The organism is Simiduia curdlanivorans (assembly GCF_030409605.1).
Lineage (GTDB): Bacteria > Pseudomonadota > Gammaproteobacteria > Pseudomonadales > Cellvibrionaceae > Simiduia > Simiduia curdlanivorans.
Genome location: NZ_JAUFQG010000004.1, coordinates 2622108 through 2642348 on the forward strand (window position 1 = coordinate 2622108; position 20241 = coordinate 2642348).

Sequence of the window (20241 nt, forward strand, 5' to 3'; positions counted from 1 at the left end):
CTTCACGTATGTTTTTTTCAGAGCATAGGCTACATTTTTTCCGGCCTTTTGTGGGCAAGTACCGCGAAGTAGTGGCCGAATGCGTACGCTTACTGTATCGACGTTTTTACACCGATCTGTCCGGCTATGGGCAGGGCCGAGATAGAGATTTTATTATCGATGTGTTTTCCGAGGCGATTGCTCGGGCACCGGTATTAGATAGCGACGATGAGTTCTCCGAAGGTCGATTTAAATCCAGCCGTGAACTGGCAGGTTTCATCCTCAATGCGCTGTTGGAGTATGGCTGGCTTGAACGCCAGCTGGACGAGGCGACCTTGCGTAGTTATTTTAGCTTTACCCGCATGGGGCGCGCCTTTACCCAGCCGTTTATCGATACCGGCAATAGCGACTACCGCTCGCGCAATCGCAATACGCGCAATACCCGCAACAGTTTGCAGGCCTTTTACGATAAAGGTGAAGTTTACGATTTGCTCGACGCCTTCGAATATTCCGAGCGCATTATTAGCGATTTTTCCGATGCCATTTCTGAGTTGGATGAGCGTCGCCTGCAGCTGGTGAAAGAGGTTGAGTCGCGCCAGCTTATCGAGCAAGCAGCCGATCAATTTTTTGATTTTATCGACACTGTATTTAAACCGGATTTAGAGGTTCGGCTCTCAGCTGATAACGTGGAAAAATACCGCGACCAAATTTCCTCGCTGGTCAGTAAAATCAGGCGCAGGAGGCCCTATGGCGCGGGCGAACACGCGAATTTACTGTGGCAAACGGTGATGGAAAAAAAGCTGCGGACTTTATTGCCTGGGCGCGTCATCGAGGGCCAGTCGCTGTTAGAAAATATTCTATTCGGTATCGAAGAGCGATTAAAAAGCGCCTGTGAAATTATGTTGCCGGCACTGCGTAGGGCGCTGAATAGTTTCACCGCTAGGGCCGATATTATTATTCGTCAGTTGAGCTATTTACATACGCAAGTTGATCACCCTGTCATCGACGCATGCCGAGTCTTGCGCGAACTGTCGGCCGAAGATCAAGAGGCGAGATTAACTTTGCTTGGTGAACAGTGGGCCTATTGCCGGCCTAATTGGCCTGCTGCAGATCAGTTCACTTTGCGCACGCGCGTCTCCAAGCGCACGGTGCGCGCGGCGGTTGAAGAGCTGCCCGAGCTGGATGTCGAAGCACAAAAAGCACAATTCATCGCCCAGGTACTCGATCAAGCCTTTCATATCTCGCATTTGCATTTGCGTAAATTTGTCGCCGAGCGTCTGCTGCAGACAGGACAAGTTCACAGCCGGCATTTACCCGTTAGCGACGCCGCCGAGCTAATGGCTATGGCGCACTTAATTAGCGTGCAGGGCGAGCGATTGAATTCGGATTTCCGCATTGATGTGACACCTGTGCAAACGGACGAGCAGGGCACTCAAGTGTTTTCGCCCTTGCACGCCAGCGACCCATATTTTACCCAGCGCGAGTCGTTCGTGCTGACCTTGGTAGATACTCGAGAACCAGAAATACATGTCTGACCTTAACGCGCTACTCGAAAAATCCTTGGCGGAAAAAGATTTGCATCGCCAGCAGTTCCAAAGCTTGATTCAACGCTTATTGGATTACGGCATTATCTGCCGCGATGAAAGTCAGATTGAAGCGGATTTCTATGACTTGTTTGTGCGCTGCGAAGGCATTGTGGACGATTATCTGTTAATGGCGGGTATTCGTTTTTACCACGACAAGCGCTTTGAGTATGTGCGTTTGGTGCCGCCCGGTGCGCGTGTCCCCGGCGTTGATGACGAGGCAAATGATGGCCCTGCGGGCGGTGGCTTGCGCGCCAATTTATCGCCTATGGCCGTGGCGTTAACCTTGGTGCTTGCGGTTGAGTATGAGAAGTCCTTGCGCGAGGCGCGGGTGGATGAAAAGGGTTGCGCGAGTTTGTCGCTCGAGGCGCTTAACTTATCCATGAAAAATTTATTGGGCCGAAGTCTACCCGAGCAACAGTTAGAGCGCCGCGCCTTGTTTCGCCAGCTGCGCCAGCTACGTCTTATTCGTATGGCGAGCGACGCCGATTTGCAACAGGGCGATAGCTGGTTGTTGATTCGGCCGATGATTCTCACTTTAGTAAACGAAGATGCCCTAGCGCCGCTATTGGCTGGCGAGGCTAAACACGCGTCATTGTTGACCGACGCGAATGGCGAAGCTGATGCTGATGAGGGTGAGCACTGATGTATTTGCAAAAATTTATCTATGTTAATTGGGGCAATATTCCCTTCGGCGAGTTTGAGTTTGGCCCCACTAATTTATTGTCTGGCGGCAATGGCTCGGGTAAAACTACGGCCGCGGATGCAATCCAAACGGTGATGACCGCCGCCCACGATGGCTTGTTTCACTTTAATCCAGGTCAAGATGAATCGACCCAGCGCGGGCGCGGTGGTAAACAGGTGCGCACCTTGCCGTCCTATGTGTTGGGTTGTGATGATGGCGCCTATGCTCGACCAGATTCTGCGTTTGGTTATTTAGCCGCGGTATTTGCGCCCCATGCCGGTGAGGATGCCGAAGCTTTCACGGCGCTACTGGCGATGAGTGCATTTGTTGAGCGCAGCGGCCAACAAAAAATAGCCCGTTTAGATGAACTTACCTTCTATGTATTGCCGCAAATTAAGTTGCTGCTTGGCGACTTAGTGCGCGAAGACAAGGGCGGCCGCTATGTGCTGCCGAGCGGGCAAATTAATCAGTTATTATGCGCGCGCTACGGTCGAGAAAAAGTCGAGAAATACGATCGGAAAAAAGCCTATTTGTGTCGCTTGTATGGCGCCTTGCGCGGTAAGGATGAGGCCGTTTCCGAGCGCGAAGCTATGAATGCGGCCCGTGCCTTTGCCCGCTTTATGGCTTACAAGCCGATAAAGGCCATTGATGAATTTGTCGCCAATGAAATATTGGAGCAGAAAGATATTGGCGAGGCTATTCGCGATGTCTCGGCCATGCTCAAGCGTATTCACACCATGGAAACCGATGCAAAATCTGTGCGCGAGGCGGCGGAGCGGTTGTTGGCCGCACGCAATGGCGCCGACAGTTTTATTGCCCATTGGTTGGAGTTGCAAGGCTTAGATTATGCCACGGCTAAACAGCACTACAGCGAAGGCCAGAAGGATTATCTAGCTGCGAAAAAACGGCAAAAGGATTTGCGCGCTTCAGTAGATAAGCTTGAGCGCGAAGCGCTACTGGCACAAGAGCGGGCCAATGCGCTGCAAGGCGAAGTTAATGATATTCGCTTACAGCAATTGCAGGTTCCAGCGCTGCGCGATAAAGAACAGCTGTTACAGCAGCAAGCGGCCTTGGAGGCAAGTTTGCACAAGGGCATGGTGCCCTTGCTAGCCGCTGTTAACCAACTGCAGCAAGAGCAAAACAACGCTGCTACCTTCGTTAAAATTCGCTCCGATATTTTACTGCAACAGCTGTGGCCGTCTTTAGCCGATAAACATGTGAGTGAACTTCTAACAAAAATTGCCAGAAAAATTGCCGGTGAACCCGCCGATGTACACGCCTTGGCGACTAAAGATTGGGTCGACTTAGCTCCCTTAGAGCAGCAGCTTGATCAAGCCTTAGTGTTACAACAACTACACAACCAATGGGCTGAACTCTGGTGTCAAACCGATGGCCATCGCGATGATTTGCGCCGGGTGTTAGAGCGGCAGGTGCAATTGGTTGAAAAAACCGATCGCTTAAGGCAGCAGAAAATTCAAGAGATTAGTCAGCTTGAGTCCCTGCAGGTTAATTACCCTGCGGGGGTTCGCTTGGCCCTCGACGCTATTCGTAGACAATTGCCCCAGGCCGATGCGCGAGTGTTATGTGATCATGTGGAAATCCTCGATGCCCAGTGGCAGGCCGCAATTGAAGGTTATATTGGTGGTGCGCGTTTTGGCATATTGGTGGAGCCAGAATTTGAAGCCAAAGCCATTGCCATTGTGCGTGGACTGCCAGGGCGCGATAACCGCGCCCGGGTTATTCAGGGCAGCAAAGCCGCGGCAGACAGCAGCCGTATGCAGGTTGAGCAAGATAGCATCGTCGCCCATATGCAATTTAGCCATGACGTGGCGCGCGATTATTTACTGGCTAGTTATGGGCAAGTGAAGTGTGTCGAGGATGCCAATGCGCTCAGAGGCGTGCGCCGCGGCGTTACTCGCGATGCAATGGGCGCGGCAAACTACACCTTGTTTCGCTGTGACATCGACGATGCCGAACTGGTGTTTGGTCAGCAGGCGAGGTTGCGTGCTAAAGCTGCTAAAGAACTTGAGCTAGAGCAGCTGCAACTGCAGCTGGGTGAAATTCGCGAGCAGGCTAGTTTGTTGCAGCAGCTTTACGGCTTAGTGGCCAAATTGGCGCCCAACAGTTACGCCGATATTATGCAATCCCTCATCGGAACTCAGCGAGAGTTGGAAGGGGTGGCTGTGCGATTGGCGCGTTTGGATGTTAGCGATCATCTCGCCTTAGAGGAATCCCTTGCCCAAGCCAGTGCATTACTGGCTGAGCAACAGGAAAAAATTCGTTCTGCACAAGAATTGCGCATCAAAGAAGCGGCACAGCTGTTACAAGTGGAGGGCCAATGTAAACAGTTGGATCAGCGCCAAGACAGTGCCTTGGAAGTGGTGGAAACCGCAGAGCAAAATTTGTTGGATGTGCAAAGTTTGTGGACTGACTTTAATCCCGAGCAGGCCATTGCGCAAGCCGATGACTGGGCCACATCGCGCTCATTGACGCAGTTGTTGGCAGAGCAAACAGCTTTGCGCGAAGCGTTAGGTAAAAATCTCCGTCGTTTAGATAACCACGTGATGGAGCATAACCAGGGGGCAAAATCCGCCGATCAAGTGGTGTTTGAACCTAATGTTGCCAATCTTGAAAGTCACGCCAACTTCTCGGCTTTATGCCAATTGCAACGCCAGTTAGACGGTCTGTATAACCGCTTTAAAAATAACATTCTCGCCACCCGTCAGGCTGATATCAGTGCTATGAGGGCCAGTTTTAACAATGCCTTCGTTACTAATTTATGCCACGCCATTTACCAGGCCATTAATGACGGTAAGCAAACCCTTGAGCAGTTGAACAAGGAACTCGAACACCATCGCTTTGGAGCAGATAGAGAAAGATTCTATTTTGGCTATTCTTGGGTGCCTGAATTTAAAGAGTACTGGCAATTCTTTAAAGCCGTGATCGACAACCCTGCCTTGGGTGATGGCGAGTCGCTATTCGAAATGAAACTGGATAAAAAGCACGTACAAGTGCGCGATCGTTTAATGGCTATGTTGTTGGATAAAGACGAGCAGCTAGCCTTGCGAGAGTTGTCCCGTTTGGCGGACTATCGCAATTACCGACGCTATGAAATATATAAAGAACCCGAGGGCAAAGAACCTATTGCCCTGAGCCAATACGGCACCGGATCTGGCGGGCAGCTAGAGACGCCGGCCTATATTATCCGAAGTGCTGCCATTACCTCGGCATTTAGATTTAGTGAAGGGCGTAGCCATTTGCGCATGGTGCTGGTGGATGAAGCATTCAGTAAGATGGATGAGCATCGCTCGAAAGAGGTGATTAATTATTTGACCCAGTCTTTAGGCCTGCAGTTAATGTTTATTATGCCGTCGAGTAAATCAGGGCCGTTTTTAGATTTGGTTAGCAATCAGTTTGTGTTTAGCAAATGCTCAACCTCTCAGGCCATTGGCGAGCTAAAGTCGCGCGTACTGGTGGATCGGCAGGTATTAAATCAGGATGCGGTTAAAAGCTTAATGGAGCAGCATCGGCAAACCTTACGTCATCAGGCAAGTTTGGATTTTCTCGAGGAGCTTGAAGGGTTGAATGACTGATTTTCCTCTAGTTCCAATTGGTTGTGATGCCATACTGACTCGTCTTTCACGTCGAGCGCGGCGTTTAAGGGTATCTGAAAATGGCGAATTTTCTTGGCTGTATGTATCCCATAATGATGAGAAGGAGCGGATTGCCTGGGATTTTTTTTACGAACTGCAACGCTTAGATTTTTTGGAGCTGGACAAAAAATCCCTAAAAGATGGTACTGAAGTTGCCGATTTTCGACTTACTGACCTAGGGAAACATGAGTTTGACAGATATACCGGAGCTGATGTCGAAAGGAAAAAGTCTGAAAATTGGAAGCAATGTCTTGAAACGTTGGATTTGACTCGTTTAACCAATGTTGATGCCTTGATTGAGCCGCTTCCGCGAATACCCGGTGTTTCCGATTTGGAATTGATTCAGGCTCATTTGGCCTGTTTAGACGGGTTAATCAATACGCCTTATGCTTTTACCCTTAGATCCCTAAGCGCCCAGTATTTTTGGGGCCTCAGTAAATACTTAGAGCGTTTAGGTGATAAATATCTTTTGGCTATATACGGAGATAATTTACGGAAACTAGCGCCTAGATCTATCTTGGTGAATGTTTGTCTGGCTCCTAAGCAGCAGCCTTGGATTTTTGTTGAAAACCTAGATAGCTTTATTCTATTGTCTGAATTAGGTGCACCGTTTCATGTCATTTATTGTGAGGGGTTTAAACTATCTTCGAGTCGAATTAGAAATAGAAGCAGCGTTAGCCTAAGTTATTCTTCTACTACGTCTAAGGAAGTGCTGGATGATTTTGAAAGAAGTTGGTTCGATGGCGGGCAGGAACAGACATTTTTTTGGGGTGATTTGGATTTTTCAGGCTTGAGTATTTTCCTTGCGTTGAAAAAGGTTTTTCCTGAATTGGAGCTATGGAGGCCGGCTTATAGCGTTATGCTAGCCGCTTTACATCGTGGACATAATTGGACGTGCAAGGGCGAGCAGCTTGCCCCAAGCTTAACTGGAAATATATTTATTGATACAGTAATTGTGCCTGAAATAATGAGATCAAAGCGCTTTTTAGATCAAGAATGGGTTTCGAGAACCCAGCTTTACGAAATTTTGTTTGATCCTTTGAAAAAGTGATATTAAGGTCTCACAGGGTGTTTTGTGACCTGACTTCGTTGATTCATGTCGCATTGATTGAGTGGGTAAGGCCCCGAGCTTAACTGATGTTGAGGCCTTCCCTTATGTAGTTAACTATTCGAGTTGGTTACAGCGCACGAATCTTCAAAAATTTACAACTATTCGTGGGTTCAATTTTTAATTGGGTGCCACTCATGCTATTGGTGGCTTCATAATTGTCCGGCACATTGAGCAGGCCGGTGCCATCGATTGAAATTACGTTTCCTCTAAAATCACAAGAACTATTGCTGTCGCTGTCCCATACGGCCAGGGTTTTGCCTGCGATATTTTCATGAAACTGAACGCAGTTGCCCTTATTGAGATCGACCTCATGCTGAGCGCCATTGCTCGCTAACGCAATACAGGTATCGGTGTTGCTGCCTGAGCCCGAGCCAGAACCTGCATCTGGCTGCGGAATAACCTTGCCGTTAATGCCAATGCGCGCCGTTGATACGATAAAGTCATCGAAGCTGGCAAATACATCCGTTTTTGGCTGCCATTGGCTTTCTGGTGCGCTCGAGCCGCCGAAAAAAGTTGAAAAGTAGAGGTGGTTAATTTTGGTGTTGCTGTGGCCAGCGCCGCGTACCCCGGAATTATCTGAGTCGTTACACACCAGTTGACCATCCAGCCATCCTTGCAAGATGCCGTTGCGCTGGCCCGGAGTATTTAATTTTTGGCGAATTTCAATGTGGTGCCATTGACCGGGTGTCACCTTGGCATGATAGCCTGCCGTGTCCCATAACAAACGATAGGGTTCTGCGCCGCTGCTGTTGTTAACTTCGTAGCCGTGCAAATAAAATTCGAGCTTGCCGCCTTCACGCCACATGAGCCGAGTGGTGAAGCCGTTATCGCCATAGGGAAAGTCAGTGCTGCCGGCTAAACCTGGGAGCTTGCCGCCTTTTACGAAGTCAAAATTCTGGTCGAACTTTACCCAGTAGGACATGTACATTTCGTCGCCGCTACGGCCTATATCCGTTTCCCATGTGGCGCCACTTGGGGTCGATTGATTGCCATTTTTTGGGTACTTTATTTTCGCCGCTATGCCTGTATGACCTGCGGCAATAATATTGACTCGACCTTCATCTGGCCCTTTGGCGTAGCGGGAACTCCAGGTACTTTTGATATCCTTATCGCTGGCATGGCCCACTGGCAGATTCTCAAAGCCATTGGAATAGATCACTTGCGCCTGAGATGCCGTGCAAAAGGCACAGAAAATCAGTGCAAGAGGGTAGTTGAGGTAGGTTGTAATAGGTGTTTTTTTCATCGGTTTTTGCTCTTTGTATTATCGTTTTTATGGCCAGAGATAGCGCATGTCGATACTTAGCTCTGGGGGTCAAGCTTCACTATATTGGGTAGGCTTTTTTGGTAAGGCCACCTTGAGGCAAGGCTACCTTATAGTCCTGTTTGCATTATGTCTGGGGTTTGGCCGGGAGGCTAGTGAAGAATTGGCGTTATTTTGTGCAAGCGATCTCTCGATGCTCAGCGCGCGAATTGGTCAAGATACGAATTTTCCCCTATGCCTATGCTGTAAGCCGCGTGTTATAGGGGTTTGAGGTGGATGGGCGAGCGACGCTGGCGCTGGCGGTTTAGCTGAAAGGGTTATATTAAAAGGCTAATTTAAGAGCAAAATATGAGTAATTATTCACTTTACCATGCTCTAGCTTTGGCATATTATTGATCCATCGTACCACTTAGATGTTTTGCCTTTTCATTGTTGGCTTTGCACCGTAGTCAGTTGTACAACATCAAACTACTAGGGAACCGACTGTCAGGTCGACAAGCCAAGGAGCATGGCGTTATGAATCATCCAGAAACTTTTGGGCTCAATATCCGTGAAATTTTTCATCGGCATTTTGGTATTTCGCGCTTAATACATTTTGCCGCCGGCCGTATGTGGCTTGGCTTTGGTGAAAATGATGAGCTTTTATCGGCACCGGATGTGCGCGGCTATCCAGATTTGTCCAAACTTTACCTGGTCACCTATCTCGATGAAAGTCAGTTGACTTACTTGCAGATTTTGGCGCCAGGCTTCGAGCCAGACTGCATGGTATTACCCAGCCGTCGCGCTAGCGCTTAAGGCAATACCCTAGCGTTGTAGCTGTCTGATCAGCAAGGTTAACGCCTTGCTGAGTTCCGCTATGCCTTCATCGGATGGTTTAATAATCAGCCAGGGCTGGCCAGAGCGGGGGTCTTTTATCCAGCAGCTGGGGCCATCGGCAATGCCTTTTCCGCAATCTGATTTTACATAGGGGTCTAGCCCGAAAACGCTGAAGCGCGCGTTATTGACGCGAATATCGCGGCTATCATTGTCTGCTCTTAGCAGTGTAATGAGCATGTCTTGCTCGATTATCAATTCATAAAAGTGTTTGTTGTCACTCGCTTGGTAAGGCGTGCCGTAGAATTGCAAAAGGCTATTGATGTGTCTTCTCAGGCCCTCTGAGGCGCTAGGGGCTTTGTAGAGCTTTTGTATCTTCTTACTGTATTCAGCTCCAGAAAGAGTTAATTGAGACGGGCCGCCCCAGGCGATATCTTGCGCATTCGACTGTGTATTCGAAACAGGTTTATTTTTCAAGCGAGTGATGCCGGCGAGGGACTCCTTATAGAAGCGTCCGGTTTTACCTGTTTGCCCCACGTATCGCTCGAAGGAGGCGATGGCTTTGGCTGTATTGCCGTCGTGCTCGAGCAGCAGGGCAATGAAGTAATCAAAATCAGCTGGCAGTGCAATTTTTAGCGCTTGGGCATCTTTTTTATGGGCTTTCGCCTCGGCGATATCGCCTCTCGACAGCGCCGCTTCGGTGGCCATCAATAATCTGTCGGCTTCAAATTGCGGATCTAAACCCAGACTACTGATGGGCAGGCAAGTGCAAAAAACAAAAACTAATACTGCACTAATGTGGCCGCGAGCGGCTGGCGGGGTTGGGGTCATACACAATCCTCTGTTATTGCTGGCAGCCGCGTTACTAGCGTGAGTTGCCAATAAGCACAAGATAGCACTGTGTGGGGTTAAGGTTAAGAGGACTGGAAAGCTGGGCCGAGGAACGGCCCAGTTGGTGGCCTAAGAGGCTTGTTCAAACACCTGATGCTCGTCTTCTTCGGGCGTTGCTGGTGCGCTTGCATGCTTATCGATATGGCGCTTGCTGCGCCACTTGGCGCCTTGCTCTTTTACCGCCCGTTCGGCCGAGCTAAATACGCTTTTTACGGCTAGGTGAACACTGTCGTCACTGTGACTAATATTCAGAGGTTTTCCGCCTTGGGTCATCTCTACGCTGACTTCGAACTGGCTGCCTTTGTGGTGATGTTGATGAGGGGCGTTTATAACCACGCGTTGTACGCTTAAACGCTCAGACAGGCGAAATAGCTTATCGAGTTTCTTCTGAATGGTGTCATTCAGTGCCGGTGACGATTCTAAATCTCTGTATACAATGCTCGCAGCTGACTTCATAGAAGTGCTCCTTAAGTTGCTTTGAAATTTTCGGACGTCCTGAGTTACATATTGGCACTGCGAAATAAAAAAACAATCCCTTTGGCTGGTTTTTTTTGATCTGCGTCACTTCTGGCTGTTTTGGTGCGCTTTTCGCTTTTGCAGGGAACTAATGGTGCACACCGCTGTCTGGCAAGGCCTGAGCTGGCTTGTTAATTTTCTTTTAATAAAACTTGAAAGTGAAAACTATGCCCTTAGATATATAGGGCGTCGCCGAATTCGGGGCGCATTATTTATAGGTCTGATCATCGATAGACTGAACTACTTATTGCTCAAATTGAGGATATTATTATGCGTAATTTTGACCTAGCTCCACTCTACCGCTCTGCCATAGGTTTCGATCGTCTCGCTGGTGTGCTTGACTCTCTGTCGCGCACTGAACAGAACCAGCCGAGCTACCCGCCTTACAATATTGAACTCACCGGCGAAGATCAATATCGTATCACCATGGCGGTGGCAGGCTTTGATGACGATGAAATTTCCATCAATGTCGATCAAAATAAATTAACCGTGTCCGGTCAAAAAGGTACCGAAGATAAACAGAAGCAATACTTACATCAAGGTATTGCCGAGCGTAATTTCGAGCGTCGTTTTCAGCTGGCTGATTACGTTCGGGTGGAAAATGCCAATTTGGCAAACGGTTTATTGCACATTGAATTGCGTAGAGAATTACCGGAGGCGATGAAGCCACGCACTATCGCAATTAATGGTGTAAAACCTAAGCACATAGCCGCTGCATAAGCGTTTGCCGCCCCTCAGATGCCCTCTGTGTTGGTGCGCCAGCACAGAGGCCTTTCATACCGATAAAAACCGTCCCTATTGGCGCTGTCTTTGCTGTCACTTGGTTTTTGTTGCCACGCAAGATCAACTCTCATTTTCTGCTGAAAAAAGTGAATATGACCATCACGAAAATTCAGAGGGCGATCTAGGATACTTGAATTTTTTAAGGCGCTTGGCCGATCCGTTGGTGGCGCGAATGCCGGCGGCGAGTGTTGGTTTGGATGTCGGTTGCGGGCCTGGCCCGGTGTTGCAATCCTGGTTGCAAGCCCAAGGCTTTGAGGTGGCGGTATATGATAAGTTTTATGCCCGCGACGAGGTGGTATTGCAAAAAAAGTACGATTTTGTCAGTGCCACTGAAGTGGTGGAGCATTTTCGGCAGCCAGGCTTTAGCTTATTGGCATTGTGGCAATTACTAAAGCCCGGTGGTTATTTGGCGCTGATGACCAAGCGCGTAATAGATTGCGACGCTTTTTCTCGATGGCACTATAAAAACGACTTAACCCATGTGAGTTTCTTTTCCGATGAAAGTTTCAACTGGCTAGCTGCCAGACTGAATGCGCAGCTAGAGTTTATTGGAAAAGATGTGGTGTTTTTGCAAAAGCCGCGGTTACACGGCGCTGAATAATTTTGCCCGTACCGTAGAGCGGTAATCGCTGGGGGTTGTCGCCAACAGTTTTTTGAATAGCCCGGTAAAATGGCCCATGTCGTGATAACCCACTTTGAATGCCACTTCACTAATGGAGAGGTTGCTGGTTTTTAACAAATCCTTAGCCGTTTCTATGCGAATTTCTTGCAGGTATTGCAGCGGTGATTGGCCCGTCGCGGATTTAAAGCGGCGGTTAAATGTACGCACACTCATATCGAAGCGCTCGGCTACTAAGCTGAGTTTTATTTCTCGCCCGTAATTGTCTTGCAGCCACATTTGAGCCTGCATAATTTCTTCATCTGGGTGGTGGCGGGTGCCACCGTCGAAATAACTCGTGGTTTCATAGGAGCGACGAATTTCGTGGGAGAAATGTCTTTCGACGTGCAGTGAAACTGGTTTGCCGTACATGCGCTGGATAAAATGCACGGTTAAATCTGCGAGGGCGTTAACACTGGCGGCGCAGTATAGGCTACCGGCTTGGGAGATAAAGTATTGGCGCTTTAGTTGCACCAAGGGGTAGTCCTTTTGGAATTGGTCGAAGTAATACCAGTGGGTAGTTGCCGCTTTATCGTTTAACAATCCGGCCTCCGCTAAAAAGCAGACGCCCGTGCCAACGGCGCTGATGATAACGCCATTTACATATTGCTCGCGCAGCCAGTCTAGCAGCGCTTTGTTTTTGCGAATGATAGGGCGGGGGTTGCGCCAGAGGCTGGGGATATAAATCATGTCCGGCTTCGGTACGTCGGTGAGATCGTACTCAGGCATAAGCTGGAAGCCGGCTCGTGTTTCCACGGGCGTTTTTTCAACCGCGACGGTGTTAATAGCGAGGCGCTTTACTTGCCGGTCTTGCCCAACCGCAGCACTTTCTGCGGCTTTGAGCATTTCAATGGGGAGTGTCGTACTGGTGGCAAGCATGTGCTCACAGAGTACAAAGGCAATTTGATGCATGTTTAACGCTTCGCTGATTTGTTTAATTTATCGGCAAACAGTTGTTTGGCTGATATGCCTAGAAACTTTGTCCGAACAGGCCGTTATCCTATGCCTTCAAAATGGTCAGTGGCAAGGGATAAACTGGTAATTTGGCTATAAATGCATAATTTGAGGCCAAAGTGCCTTGGATTTGCGACACTTTCCTTCATACACTCCCTCCATATTCCAGTGCGCCGTGTATTTTACCCGCTCTGGCCCATGATTTTTGGCTGCGATCTATTGAGTTAAAAGAGGCATCAGATGGTTAGGTTACCCGTTATTGTAGGGTTTGGTGGTTTTAGTGCGGCGGGTAGAAGTTCCTCGCACCACGCCTATCGCCGCACAGTCATCGACAGTTTAGACGCCAGCTCGCGCAATCAAACCCTGCTTGGTTTGGCGGCGATGATGAAGTTAGTCCGGTTCGATCAAGCAAGCGGCCTGTGGCTGGACTTGGCCGCCGGCGTGGATCAGCTGCTGAGCGAGCAGGCGGTGTTAGACAAGTACACCCAAGCGGCCTTGGATGGCAGCCTGATTCGTCGAATTGAGCCTCAATATTTCGATGTGGATGCGGTGGAGTGGCACAAAAGTGTCGCTTTATCACCTGAGTCTAGCCATGCCACCTTTCTTTCTCGCGAGCGTGATCTACCTGAGCCACTGCCGGCCTGTTGGCAGGTCTCTCCCGTGGATGGCGAGCCGGGCCGAGTCAAAGTTACCATTACCGACATTTTAGAAGCCAAGGTGGATAGTTTGCGTGAGATGCCGGTGAAAGCTGCGGGCCAGTTGCCCAGCGGTTACGACCCAGCCGATCACTACAATGCCCGTTTCCACCCACGTGCATTACAGATGGCTATTGTTGGCGCCTCCGATGCTGTGCACTCCCTGGGTATCGCTTGGGAAAAGGTAGTTGCTGCCGTAAGGCCGGACGAAATTGGCGTTTACGCGAGCAATGCCATGAGCCAGCTCGATGAAAACGGTTTTGGCGGCATGCTGCAACAGCGCTTAAAGGGCGGAAGAGTTAGCGCCAAGCAGTGCCCGCTCGGGTTGAACACCATGCCAGCGGATTTTATCAACGCCTATGTACTGGGTAGCGTTGGCCACACCGGCGCAATCGTGGGTGCCTGTGCGACCTTTTTATATAACTTGCAGGCCGCGATAAACGACATCACGGCCGGGCGTCGCCGCGTTGCTGTGGTGGGTAATGCCGAGGCGCCACTCTTGCCCGAGGTCATGGACGGTTATGGCGCCATGGGTGCTCTGGCCAGCGATGAAAACTTGCGCAAGTTGGATGGTTTAAGTCCAGAGCAGGAACCCAACCACCGCCGCGCTAGCCGTCCCTTCGGCGACAATGCCGGCTTTACTATCGCCGAGTCTACCCAGTATGTGATTTTAATGGATGACGCTCTGGCGCTTGAGCTGGGTGCCGATATTCACGGTGCCGCCACCGATGTGTTTATCAACGCCGACGGCTTCAAAAAGTCAATTTCGGCACCCGGCCCAGGCAACTACATCACCATGGCCAAAGCAGTCGCCAGCGCGATCGATTTGTTGGGCGCCGAGCGGGTGCAAAAGCATTCATTCATTCAGGCGCATGGTTCCAGCACGCCGGCCAATCGAGTTACGGAAAGTGAAATCTTCGATCGCTTAGCGGGGGTGTTTGGCATCGAGCAGTGGCCGGTGACGGCGGTTAAAGCGTATGTGGGTCACTCCTTGGCGCCGGCCAGTGCCGATCAACTGGTGTCTACGCTAGGTGTGTTTAAGTATGGCTTCATTCCCGGCGTTAAAACCATCGATAGGGTGGCTGACGATGTGCACCAGCAGCACTTGCTGATTCCCACTCACGATTTAGATCAGCGCAGCCACGCCATGGATATCGCCTTCTTAAACTCCAAAGGTTTTGGTGGCAACAATGCCACGGCCACTATTTTGTCGCCCAATTTGGTCAACGACATGTTGGCTAAGCGCCATGGCCAACAAGCCTTTGCCGCCTATGAGCTCAAGCGTGCCGAAACTCGTTTGGCCGCGAATGCCTACGATGAACGCGCTACCAAAGCACAGTTCGATACAATTTATAAATTCGGCGAGGGTATGATTGACGAGGCAGAGCTCGGTATCAGCACCACGTCGCTTTCGGTTCCGGGCTTCGCCCAAGCGGTTAATTTAGTTGTGCCGAGTGGCTTTAAGGACATGGTATAGCGAGCAATAAAAACGGCGCCCTAAGGCGCCGTTTTTAGTTCAAGCCGGTCGCGATTAGAAAGATAATTTCAACGATAGGTAGGGGCCAGCAAAATCGGCATCTATGTCAAAACCGTTTAGGCGCGATAAGTTGTGGCGCTTGTAGCCAAGCTCCGCGCCCACGTCTGGGATGGCATCGTACATGTAGGATAGGCGCAAGCTGTACTCGGTAAACTCAGTATCGTCGAAGCTGCCACCTTGGAAGTTGCCACCGACTGACAGGCCGGTAAAGGGCAGGTCGAAGTTCGCGTCGGCATAAAGGGTTGGCAAATAAGCGTCGGAGTTATCTTGATTTACCTGAGTGCCGCCTAGTACAACTTCCGAGGCGCCGTCGTAGCGACGCAGGCCTAAGCCTAAATCGAAGCTGATCCAATTATCGAGTAGCTCGTAGTAGGCCACTGCATCCGTGTGGTTGAGTCTGGTGCGGCTGGTGGCCGGTACGGTAATAAGCGTGCTGCTGCCTTTTGTTTCGAGTTCGTTGTATTGCAAACGAATGTTTGGCAGCAGTGGAATTGGATGTTCAATCGCCGCGTAGAAAAAATTATTATCCGATTTTTTGTAGTTGAGCTCATCCATAGAGTAGCCATAGAGGCTGCCATCTGGGTCTGCCTGCCAGAGGCCAAAGCCCATGTGAACACCCGCGGTATCGGCCACCGCGGTGCCGGCGCTCAAGCTCAAAAATAATGCGGCTGTCAGTGATTTTGCATAGGTCATATAACTCTCCATTTGGGGTATGACAAGCGGGCTGTCTCGACGCTGGTCGAGGCGAAAATTTGTGGCGGCATTATAGCTACATGAAAAGGAATTAAAATGCCTGTGTTACGCAATTTGCGTTTTACACAACTTAATAAATGCCAGTGCGGCGTTGCTTAAACTGCGTTGTGGGTGATGAATGCAGCCGAGCTGGCGGTTAATCTGCAAAGGCGTGCCATCTACCTTAGGTGCTAACTGCATCAACTCCTTTGACATAAGGGTTTTGGGCAGCAGGCTCCAGCCCAGTCCGATGCTGGTCATCATTTTAATGGTGTCTAAGGATTGGGTGGTCATGCTGACGTTGAGCCGAGCGCCGGCGTCGTCAAATAAGCGTTGAATAACTTGGGTGGTATGGGTATTGGGGCTGGGCAGGATGGCCGGTACGTCGCTTAGTTGATCCAAGCTCAAGCTGTTCAGTTGCGCCAGCGCATGGTCTTTGGCGCAAACGAAGAGTAGGTCGTCGGTCCACCAAATATCGCGTGCCACCTGCTGGTGATCTACTGGCTCAAGGGTAACGATGGCGAGATCGTGCTTGCCTTGTAACACTTCCTGGTAGGCGCGCTCCGAATCTAAAAACTGCAGCACTAACTCGACCTCTGGGTAGCGCTGGGAAAAACTTTTTAGTAGAGGCGGCAGGCGGTGTAGGCCTATGTGATGGCTAGTGGCCAGATATAATTTCCCGCTGACCTGATTGCCTAGCTCGGCCAGCAGGCGCTTGCTGTCTGCGAGGGCCTGCAGAATGTGTTGTGCCTTGGGTTGTAGTAAAAGGCCTGCTTGGGTAAGTTGCACCCGTTTGCCGATGCGGTCGAACAAGCGGCAATTGAGCTGGCTTTCGAGATTGGCAACCCGCTTGCTTACCGCTGGCTGGGTCAGGAAGAGTTTGGTGGCCGCCTCGGAGAAGGAGTTGCACTCGGCGACGGCGCAAAAGGCTTCAAGGCTTTGGGTATCCATGGATTACCTAGCGGCTAAGGATTAAGTGTGACGATATTTAATCAGTATTCCATTATGGAATCAATTTTATAAAAATAATGAATTTGTTTTATTGTTGGTGCGGCCATACACTGGCGCCATTCCTAGTTCGCAAGGGGGTTGGGCTGGCCTTTTCCGGTCTAACCTGTTGGCTTGCGACTGTGTTTTGAACTGTACCTCATTGCCAGAGAAGCGAGACTAGCCATGGTAGCCAAGACTCTGTACGACAAATTGTGGGATGCCCACTTAGTAAAACAGCGCGACGATGGTTCGGCGCTGATTTATATCGACCGCCACATTATTCACGAGGTCACCACGCCTCAGGCCTTCGAAGGGCTGCGTTTGGCGGGCCGTAAACCTTGGCGAGTGGATTCGATTCTGGCAACGCCAGATCACAATGTGCCCACCACGCAAAAAGAGCGTGCCGAAGGTGTGGCCGGCATCGAAGATCCAGTGTCCAAAATTCAGGTGCAAACACTGGATGACAACTGCGATGAGTTTGGCATAGTGGAGTTCAAAATTAACGACAGTCGCCAAGGCATTGTGCATGTGATTGGGCCTGAGTCTGGCGCCTGCCTGCCGGGTATGACCGTGGTCTGTGGCGATTCGCACACCGCAACCAATGGTGCCTTGGGCGCCTTGGCCCACGGCATCGGCACCAGCGAGGTTGAACATGTGATGGCAACCCAGTGTTTGGTGGCGAAAAAAATGAACAACATGCTGGTGCAGGTCGACGGTCGCCTAGGCGATGGTGTCACCGCGAAAGATGTCGTGTTGGCCATCATCGCAGAAATTGGCACCGCCGGTGGCACCGGTTATGCCATCGAATTTGCCGGCGAAGTGTTTCGCGCCATGTCTATGGAAGGCCGCATGACCGTGTGCAACATGGCGATTGAAGCGGGTGCCCGAGCCGGTATGGTGGCTGTAGATCAAATTACCCTAGATTACGTGGAAGGCCGCACCTACGCGCCCAAAGGTGAGAACTGGCACAAAGCTAAAGCTGACTGGGCCAATTTACACAGTGATGCGGGCGCCCATTTCGACAAGGTGGTTCATATCGATGGCAGCACCATTGCGCCGCAGGTGAGCTGGGGTACATCGCCTGAAATGGTATTGCCCGTTGGCGCCAATGTGCCAGACCCGGCCGCCGAGCCGGATCTGACCAAGCGCGAGGGTATGGAGCGGGCGCTGAAATACATGGGCTTAACCGCCGGGCAGCCCATTACCAGCATTAAGGTGGATCGCGTCTTTATTGGTTCTTGCACTAATTCGCGCATCGAAGATATTCGTGCCGCCGCTGCCGTTGTTAAAGGTAGGAAAGTGGCGGCTTCGGTGAAGCAGGCCATGGTGGTGCCGGGTTCTGGTGTGGTTAAGGCTCAGGCCGAGGCCGAGGGCTTGGATAAAATTTTAATGGCTGCCGGGGTCGAGTGGCGCGAGCCTGGTTGCTCGATGTGTCTGGCCATGAACGCCGATAAACTGGGCAATGGCGAGCATTGCGCGTCTACCTCAAACCGAAATTTTGAGGGCCGCCAAGGCTACGGCGGGCGCACCCATTTGGTGAGCCCAGCCATGGCCGCCGCGGCTGCCATTGCCGGTCATTTTGTTGATGTACGGGATTTTTAAGGAGCAACCATGAAAGCTTTTACGACGGTAAGTGGTGTGGTGGCGCCGATGGATCGCGCTAATGTCGACACCGATATGATCATTCCCAAGCAGTTTTTGAAGTCCATCAAGCGCTCGGGTTTTGGTAAGAATTTATTTGATGAGTTGCGCTACTTAGATGAGGGCTTGCCAGATCAAGACAGCAGCCATCGCCCGCTCAATCCAGATTTCGCGCTTAATCAGGCGCGTTATCAAGGCGCTAGTATTTTGTTGGCGCGCAAGAACTTTGGCTGCGGCTCGAGCCGCGAACACGCGCCCTGGGCGCTGGATGACTACGGTTTTCGCGCCGTAATCGCCCCAAGTTATGCCGACATTTTTTATAACAACTGTTTTAAAAATGGCCTATTGCCCATCGTGTTGACCGAGGCCGAAGTGGATGCCTTGTTCGCAAAGTTGCAGGCGGAGGAAGGTTTTTCACTAGAAATTGATTTGGCCTCCCAGCAAGTTCGCAGCGCCGATGGTGCTGTTTACCGTTTCGAGGTGGATGAGTTTCGCAAGCACTGCTTGCTCAATGGCCTAGATGACATTGGTTTAACCTTGCAAGATGCCGATGCCATAAATAGCTATGAAGCCGCTCGTCGACAATCTGCGCCTTGGTTGTTTGACGCTATAGTGCCGGCAAAATAACGGATTCGTGAATAAAGGACATGATTGTGACTAAAAAGATTTTAGTGTTGCCCGGCGATGGCATTGGCCCAGAAATAATCGCCGAAGCGCGCAAGGTGTTGGACAAGGTTAACGCACAGTTCGATTTGGGTTTAGAGTTTGAACAAGGGCTAATGGGGGGCTGCTCGATTGACGCATGCGGTGTGCCCCTGTCCGATGAAACGCTGGCGCGCGCTGCCGCGGCCGATGCTATTTTATTGGGCGCTGTGGGTGGCCCTAAATGGGATAAATTGGATCGCGCCATTCGCCCGGAAAAAGGCTTGCTGAAAATGCGTTCGTCGCTGCAGCTGTTTGCTAATTTGCGGCCGGCCATTATGTATCCGCAGCTAGCCGATGCCTCTAGCTTGAAGCCCGAGATTGTCTCTGGCCTCGATATTCTTATTGTGCGCGAGCTAACAGGCGGTATTTATTTTGGCGAGCCGCGCGGCATTCGCACCTTGGAAAACGGCGAGCGCGAAGGCTTTAACACTTATAAGTACTCAGAGAGCGAAATCGAACGCATCGGTCGCAACGCCTTCGAGATGGCCATGAAGCGCAACAAGCGCTTGTGCAGTGTGGATAAGGCTAATGTGCTTGAAGCGACGGTGCTTTGGCGCGAGGTGATGGACCGGCTGGCGCCCGAGTACCCAGAGGTCAGCCTGTCGCATATGTACGTGGACAATGCCGCCATGCAATTGGTAAAAGCGCCAAAACAATTTGATGTGATGGTTACCGGCAATATGTTTGGTGATATTCTCTCCGATGCCGCCGCAATGTTGACCGGTTCCATTGGCATGTTGCCCTCGGCGTCACTGGACAAAAATCGTCGCGGTATGTACGAGCCCTGTCATGGTTCTGCGCCCGATATAGCAGGTTTAGGTGTGGCCAACCCGCTGGCGACCATTCTGTCTGTTTCGATGATGTTGCGTTACTCATTGAATAAACCAGCCGCGGCTGATGCCATTGAACTGGCGGTTTCCAAGGTGTTGGATCAGGGCTTGCGCACGGGCGACATTATGTCGGCGGGCATGAAGCAAGTGGGTACTGTAGAAATGGGCGATGCCGTCGTGGCCGCGCTTTAATAAAATATTTAAATTATCACAGGTTGAAAGAT

The 20241-nt window shown here is 50.6% G+C and carries 17 protein-coding genes; 11 read left to right on the top strand and 6 right to left on the bottom strand.

What is annotated here, in order from left to right:
- The first annotated feature begins 8 nt into the window (after nucleotides 1-8).
- From QWY82_RS11500 to QWY82_RS11515, 4 genes are read left to right on the top strand one after another with little or no spacing between them, the layout of a single operon-like run.
- A complete protein-coding gene (locus tag QWY82_RS11500; protein ID WP_290262434.1) occupies nucleotides 9-1514 on the top strand; it encodes a Wadjet anti-phage system protein JetA family protein in 1506 nt (501 codons plus the stop codon).
- Nucleotides 1507-2208 carry a DUF4194 domain-containing protein gene (locus QWY82_RS11505; RefSeq protein WP_290262435.1) on the top strand — a complete coding sequence of 234 codons (702 nt, stop codon included), beginning with the start codon at nucleotides 1507-1509 and terminating at the stop codon, nucleotides 2206-2208. Before QWY82_RS11500 ends, QWY82_RS11505 begins: the two co-directional genes overlap by 8 nt.
- Nucleotides 2208-5840 (top strand): ATP-binding protein, encoded by a 3633-nt coding sequence (locus tag QWY82_RS11510; RefSeq protein WP_290262436.1) that lies wholly within the window; start codon nucleotides 2208-2210, stop codon nucleotides 5838-5840. The genes QWY82_RS11505 and QWY82_RS11510 overlap by 1 nt, the downstream gene beginning before the upstream one ends.
- A complete protein-coding gene (locus QWY82_RS11515) occupies nucleotides 5833-6951 on the top strand; it encodes a Wadjet anti-phage system protein JetD domain-containing protein (protein WP_290262437.1) in 1119 nt (372 codons plus the stop codon). The genes QWY82_RS11510 and QWY82_RS11515 overlap by 8 nt, the downstream gene beginning before the upstream one ends.
- 127 nt (nucleotides 6952-7078) lie before the next feature.
- On the opposite strand, the gene QWY82_RS11520 is transcribed toward QWY82_RS11515, so the two are convergent.
- Nucleotides 7079-8254 carry a polysaccharide lyase gene (locus QWY82_RS11520; protein WP_290262438.1) on the bottom strand — a complete coding sequence of 392 codons (1176 nt, stop codon included), beginning with the start codon at nucleotides 8252-8254 and terminating at the stop codon, nucleotides 7079-7081.
- A 534-nt stretch (nucleotides 8255-8788) separates the two neighbouring features.
- Between QWY82_RS11520 and QWY82_RS11525 the strand changes: the two genes are divergently transcribed.
- Nucleotides 8789-9067 carry a hypothetical protein gene (locus tag QWY82_RS11525; RefSeq protein WP_290262439.1) on the top strand — a complete coding sequence of 93 codons (279 nt, stop codon included), beginning with the start codon at nucleotides 8789-8791 and terminating at the stop codon, nucleotides 9065-9067.
- 9 nt (nucleotides 9068-9076) lie between these two features.
- On the opposite strand, the gene QWY82_RS11530 is transcribed toward QWY82_RS11525, so the two are convergent.
- Both QWY82_RS11530 and QWY82_RS11535 read right to left on the bottom strand, forming a co-directional pair.
- Complete coding sequence (locus QWY82_RS11530; RefSeq protein WP_290262440.1) at nucleotides 9077-9916, bottom strand: hypothetical protein; 840 nt, start codon at nucleotides 9914-9916, stop codon at nucleotides 9077-9079.
- 129 nt (nucleotides 9917-10045) lie between these two features.
- On the bottom strand, nucleotides 10046-10432 hold the full coding sequence (locus QWY82_RS11535) for an HPF/RaiA family ribosome-associated protein (protein ID WP_290262441.1): 387 nt from the start codon (nucleotides 10430-10432) through the stop codon (nucleotides 10046-10048).
- A 330-nt stretch (nucleotides 10433-10762) separates the two neighbouring features.
- Here QWY82_RS11535 and QWY82_RS11540 point away from each other — a divergent pair, with 330 nt between their 5' ends.
- Complete coding sequence (locus tag QWY82_RS11540) at nucleotides 10763-11212, top strand: Hsp20 family protein (RefSeq protein WP_290262442.1); 450 nt, start codon at nucleotides 10763-10765, stop codon at nucleotides 11210-11212.
- 193 nt (nucleotides 11213-11405) lie between these two features.
- On the top strand, nucleotides 11406-11876 hold the full coding sequence (locus tag QWY82_RS11545; protein ID WP_353958687.1) for a class I SAM-dependent methyltransferase: 471 nt from the start codon (nucleotides 11406-11408) through the stop codon (nucleotides 11874-11876).
- On the opposite strand, the gene QWY82_RS11550 is transcribed toward QWY82_RS11545, so the two are convergent.
- Nucleotides 11859-12845 (bottom strand): GlxA family transcriptional regulator, encoded by a 987-nt coding sequence (locus QWY82_RS11550; protein ID WP_290262443.1) that lies wholly within the window; start codon nucleotides 12843-12845, stop codon nucleotides 11859-11861. The genes QWY82_RS11545 and QWY82_RS11550 overlap by 18 nt on opposite strands.
- Nucleotides 12846-13127: 282 nt before the next feature.
- On the opposite strand from QWY82_RS11550, the gene QWY82_RS11555 reads away from it, so the two are divergent.
- Entirely contained in the window at nucleotides 13128-15059 is a 1932-nt protein-coding gene (locus tag QWY82_RS11555; RefSeq protein WP_290262444.1) for a beta-ketoacyl synthase, read from the top strand.
- 54 nt (nucleotides 15060-15113) lie between these two features.
- Here the strand turns inward: QWY82_RS11555 and QWY82_RS11560 are convergent, their stop codons facing one another.
- Both QWY82_RS11560 and QWY82_RS11565 read right to left on the bottom strand, forming a co-directional pair.
- Nucleotides 15114-15812, bottom strand: coding sequence for a TIGR04219 family outer membrane beta-barrel protein (locus QWY82_RS11560; protein ID WP_290262445.1), 699 nt, complete (start codon nucleotides 15810-15812; stop codon nucleotides 15114-15116).
- 105 nt (nucleotides 15813-15917) lie between these two features.
- Nucleotides 15918-16802: a LysR family transcriptional regulator gene (locus tag QWY82_RS11565; RefSeq protein ID WP_290262446.1), complete on the bottom strand. Its 885-nt coding sequence runs from the start codon at nucleotides 16800-16802 to the stop codon at nucleotides 15918-15920.
- A 222-nt stretch (nucleotides 16803-17024) separates the two neighbouring features.
- Between QWY82_RS11565 and leuC the strand changes: the two genes are divergently transcribed.
- Genes leuC through leuB form a run of 3 tightly spaced genes read left to right on the top strand, consistent with a single transcriptional unit; the run spans nucleotide 17025 to nucleotide 20209 of the window.
- On the top strand, nucleotides 17025-18443 hold the full coding sequence (gene leuC / locus QWY82_RS11570) for a 3-isopropylmalate dehydratase large subunit (RefSeq protein ID WP_290262447.1): 1419 nt from the start codon (nucleotides 17025-17027) through the stop codon (nucleotides 18441-18443).
- A 9-nt stretch (nucleotides 18444-18452) separates the two neighbouring features.
- Nucleotides 18453-19109 carry a 3-isopropylmalate dehydratase small subunit gene (gene leuD / locus QWY82_RS11575; protein WP_290262448.1) on the top strand — a complete coding sequence of 219 codons (657 nt, stop codon included), beginning with the start codon at nucleotides 18453-18455 and terminating at the stop codon, nucleotides 19107-19109.
- A gap of 26 nt (nucleotides 19110-19135) precedes the next feature.
- Complete coding sequence (gene leuB, locus QWY82_RS11580; RefSeq protein WP_290262450.1) at nucleotides 19136-20209, top strand: 3-isopropylmalate dehydrogenase; 1074 nt, start codon at nucleotides 19136-19138, stop codon at nucleotides 20207-20209.
- Nucleotides 20210-20241 lie beyond the last annotated feature (32 nt).

Coding starts and splice junctions, on each gene's coding strand:
- QWY82_RS11500 (WP_290262434.1), top strand. CDS start 9: ATGTTTTTTTCAGAGCATAGGCTACATTTTTTCCGGCCTTTTGTGGGC.
- QWY82_RS11505 (WP_290262435.1), top strand. CDS start 1,507: ATGTCTGACCTTAACGCGCTACTCGAAAAATCCTTGGCGGAAAAAGAT.
- QWY82_RS11510 (WP_290262436.1), top strand. CDS start 2,208: ATGTATTTGCAAAAATTTATCTATGTTAATTGGGGCAATATTCCCTTC.
- QWY82_RS11515 (WP_290262437.1), top strand. CDS start 5,833: ATGACTGATTTTCCTCTAGTTCCAATTGGTTGTGATGCCATACTGACT.
- QWY82_RS11520 (WP_290262438.1), bottom strand. CDS start 8,254: ATGAAAAAAACACCTATTACAACCTACCTCAACTACCCTCTTGCACTG.
- QWY82_RS11525 (WP_290262439.1), top strand. CDS start 8,789: ATGAATCATCCAGAAACTTTTGGGCTCAATATCCGTGAAATTTTTCAT.
- QWY82_RS11530 (WP_290262440.1), bottom strand. CDS start 9,916: ATGACCCCAACCCCGCCAGCCGCTCGCGGCCACATTAGTGCAGTATTA.
- QWY82_RS11535 (WP_290262441.1), bottom strand. CDS start 10,432: ATGAAGTCAGCTGCGAGCATTGTATACAGAGATTTAGAATCGTCACCG.
- QWY82_RS11540 (WP_290262442.1), top strand. CDS start 10,763: ATGCGTAATTTTGACCTAGCTCCACTCTACCGCTCTGCCATAGGTTTC.
- QWY82_RS11550 (WP_290262443.1), bottom strand. CDS start 12,845: ATGCATCAAATTGCCTTTGTACTCTGTGAGCACATGCTTGCCACCAGT.
- QWY82_RS11555 (WP_290262444.1), top strand. CDS start 13,128: ATGGTTAGGTTACCCGTTATTGTAGGGTTTGGTGGTTTTAGTGCGGCG.
- QWY82_RS11560 (WP_290262445.1), bottom strand. CDS start 15,812: ATGACCTATGCAAAATCACTGACAGCCGCATTATTTTTGAGCTTGAGC.
- QWY82_RS11565 (WP_290262446.1), bottom strand. CDS start 16,802: ATGGATACCCAAAGCCTTGAAGCCTTTTGCGCCGTCGCCGAGTGCAAC.
- leuC (WP_290262447.1), top strand. CDS start 17,025: ATGGTAGCCAAGACTCTGTACGACAAATTGTGGGATGCCCACTTAGTA.
- leuD (WP_290262448.1), top strand. CDS start 18,453: ATGAAAGCTTTTACGACGGTAAGTGGTGTGGTGGCGCCGATGGATCGC.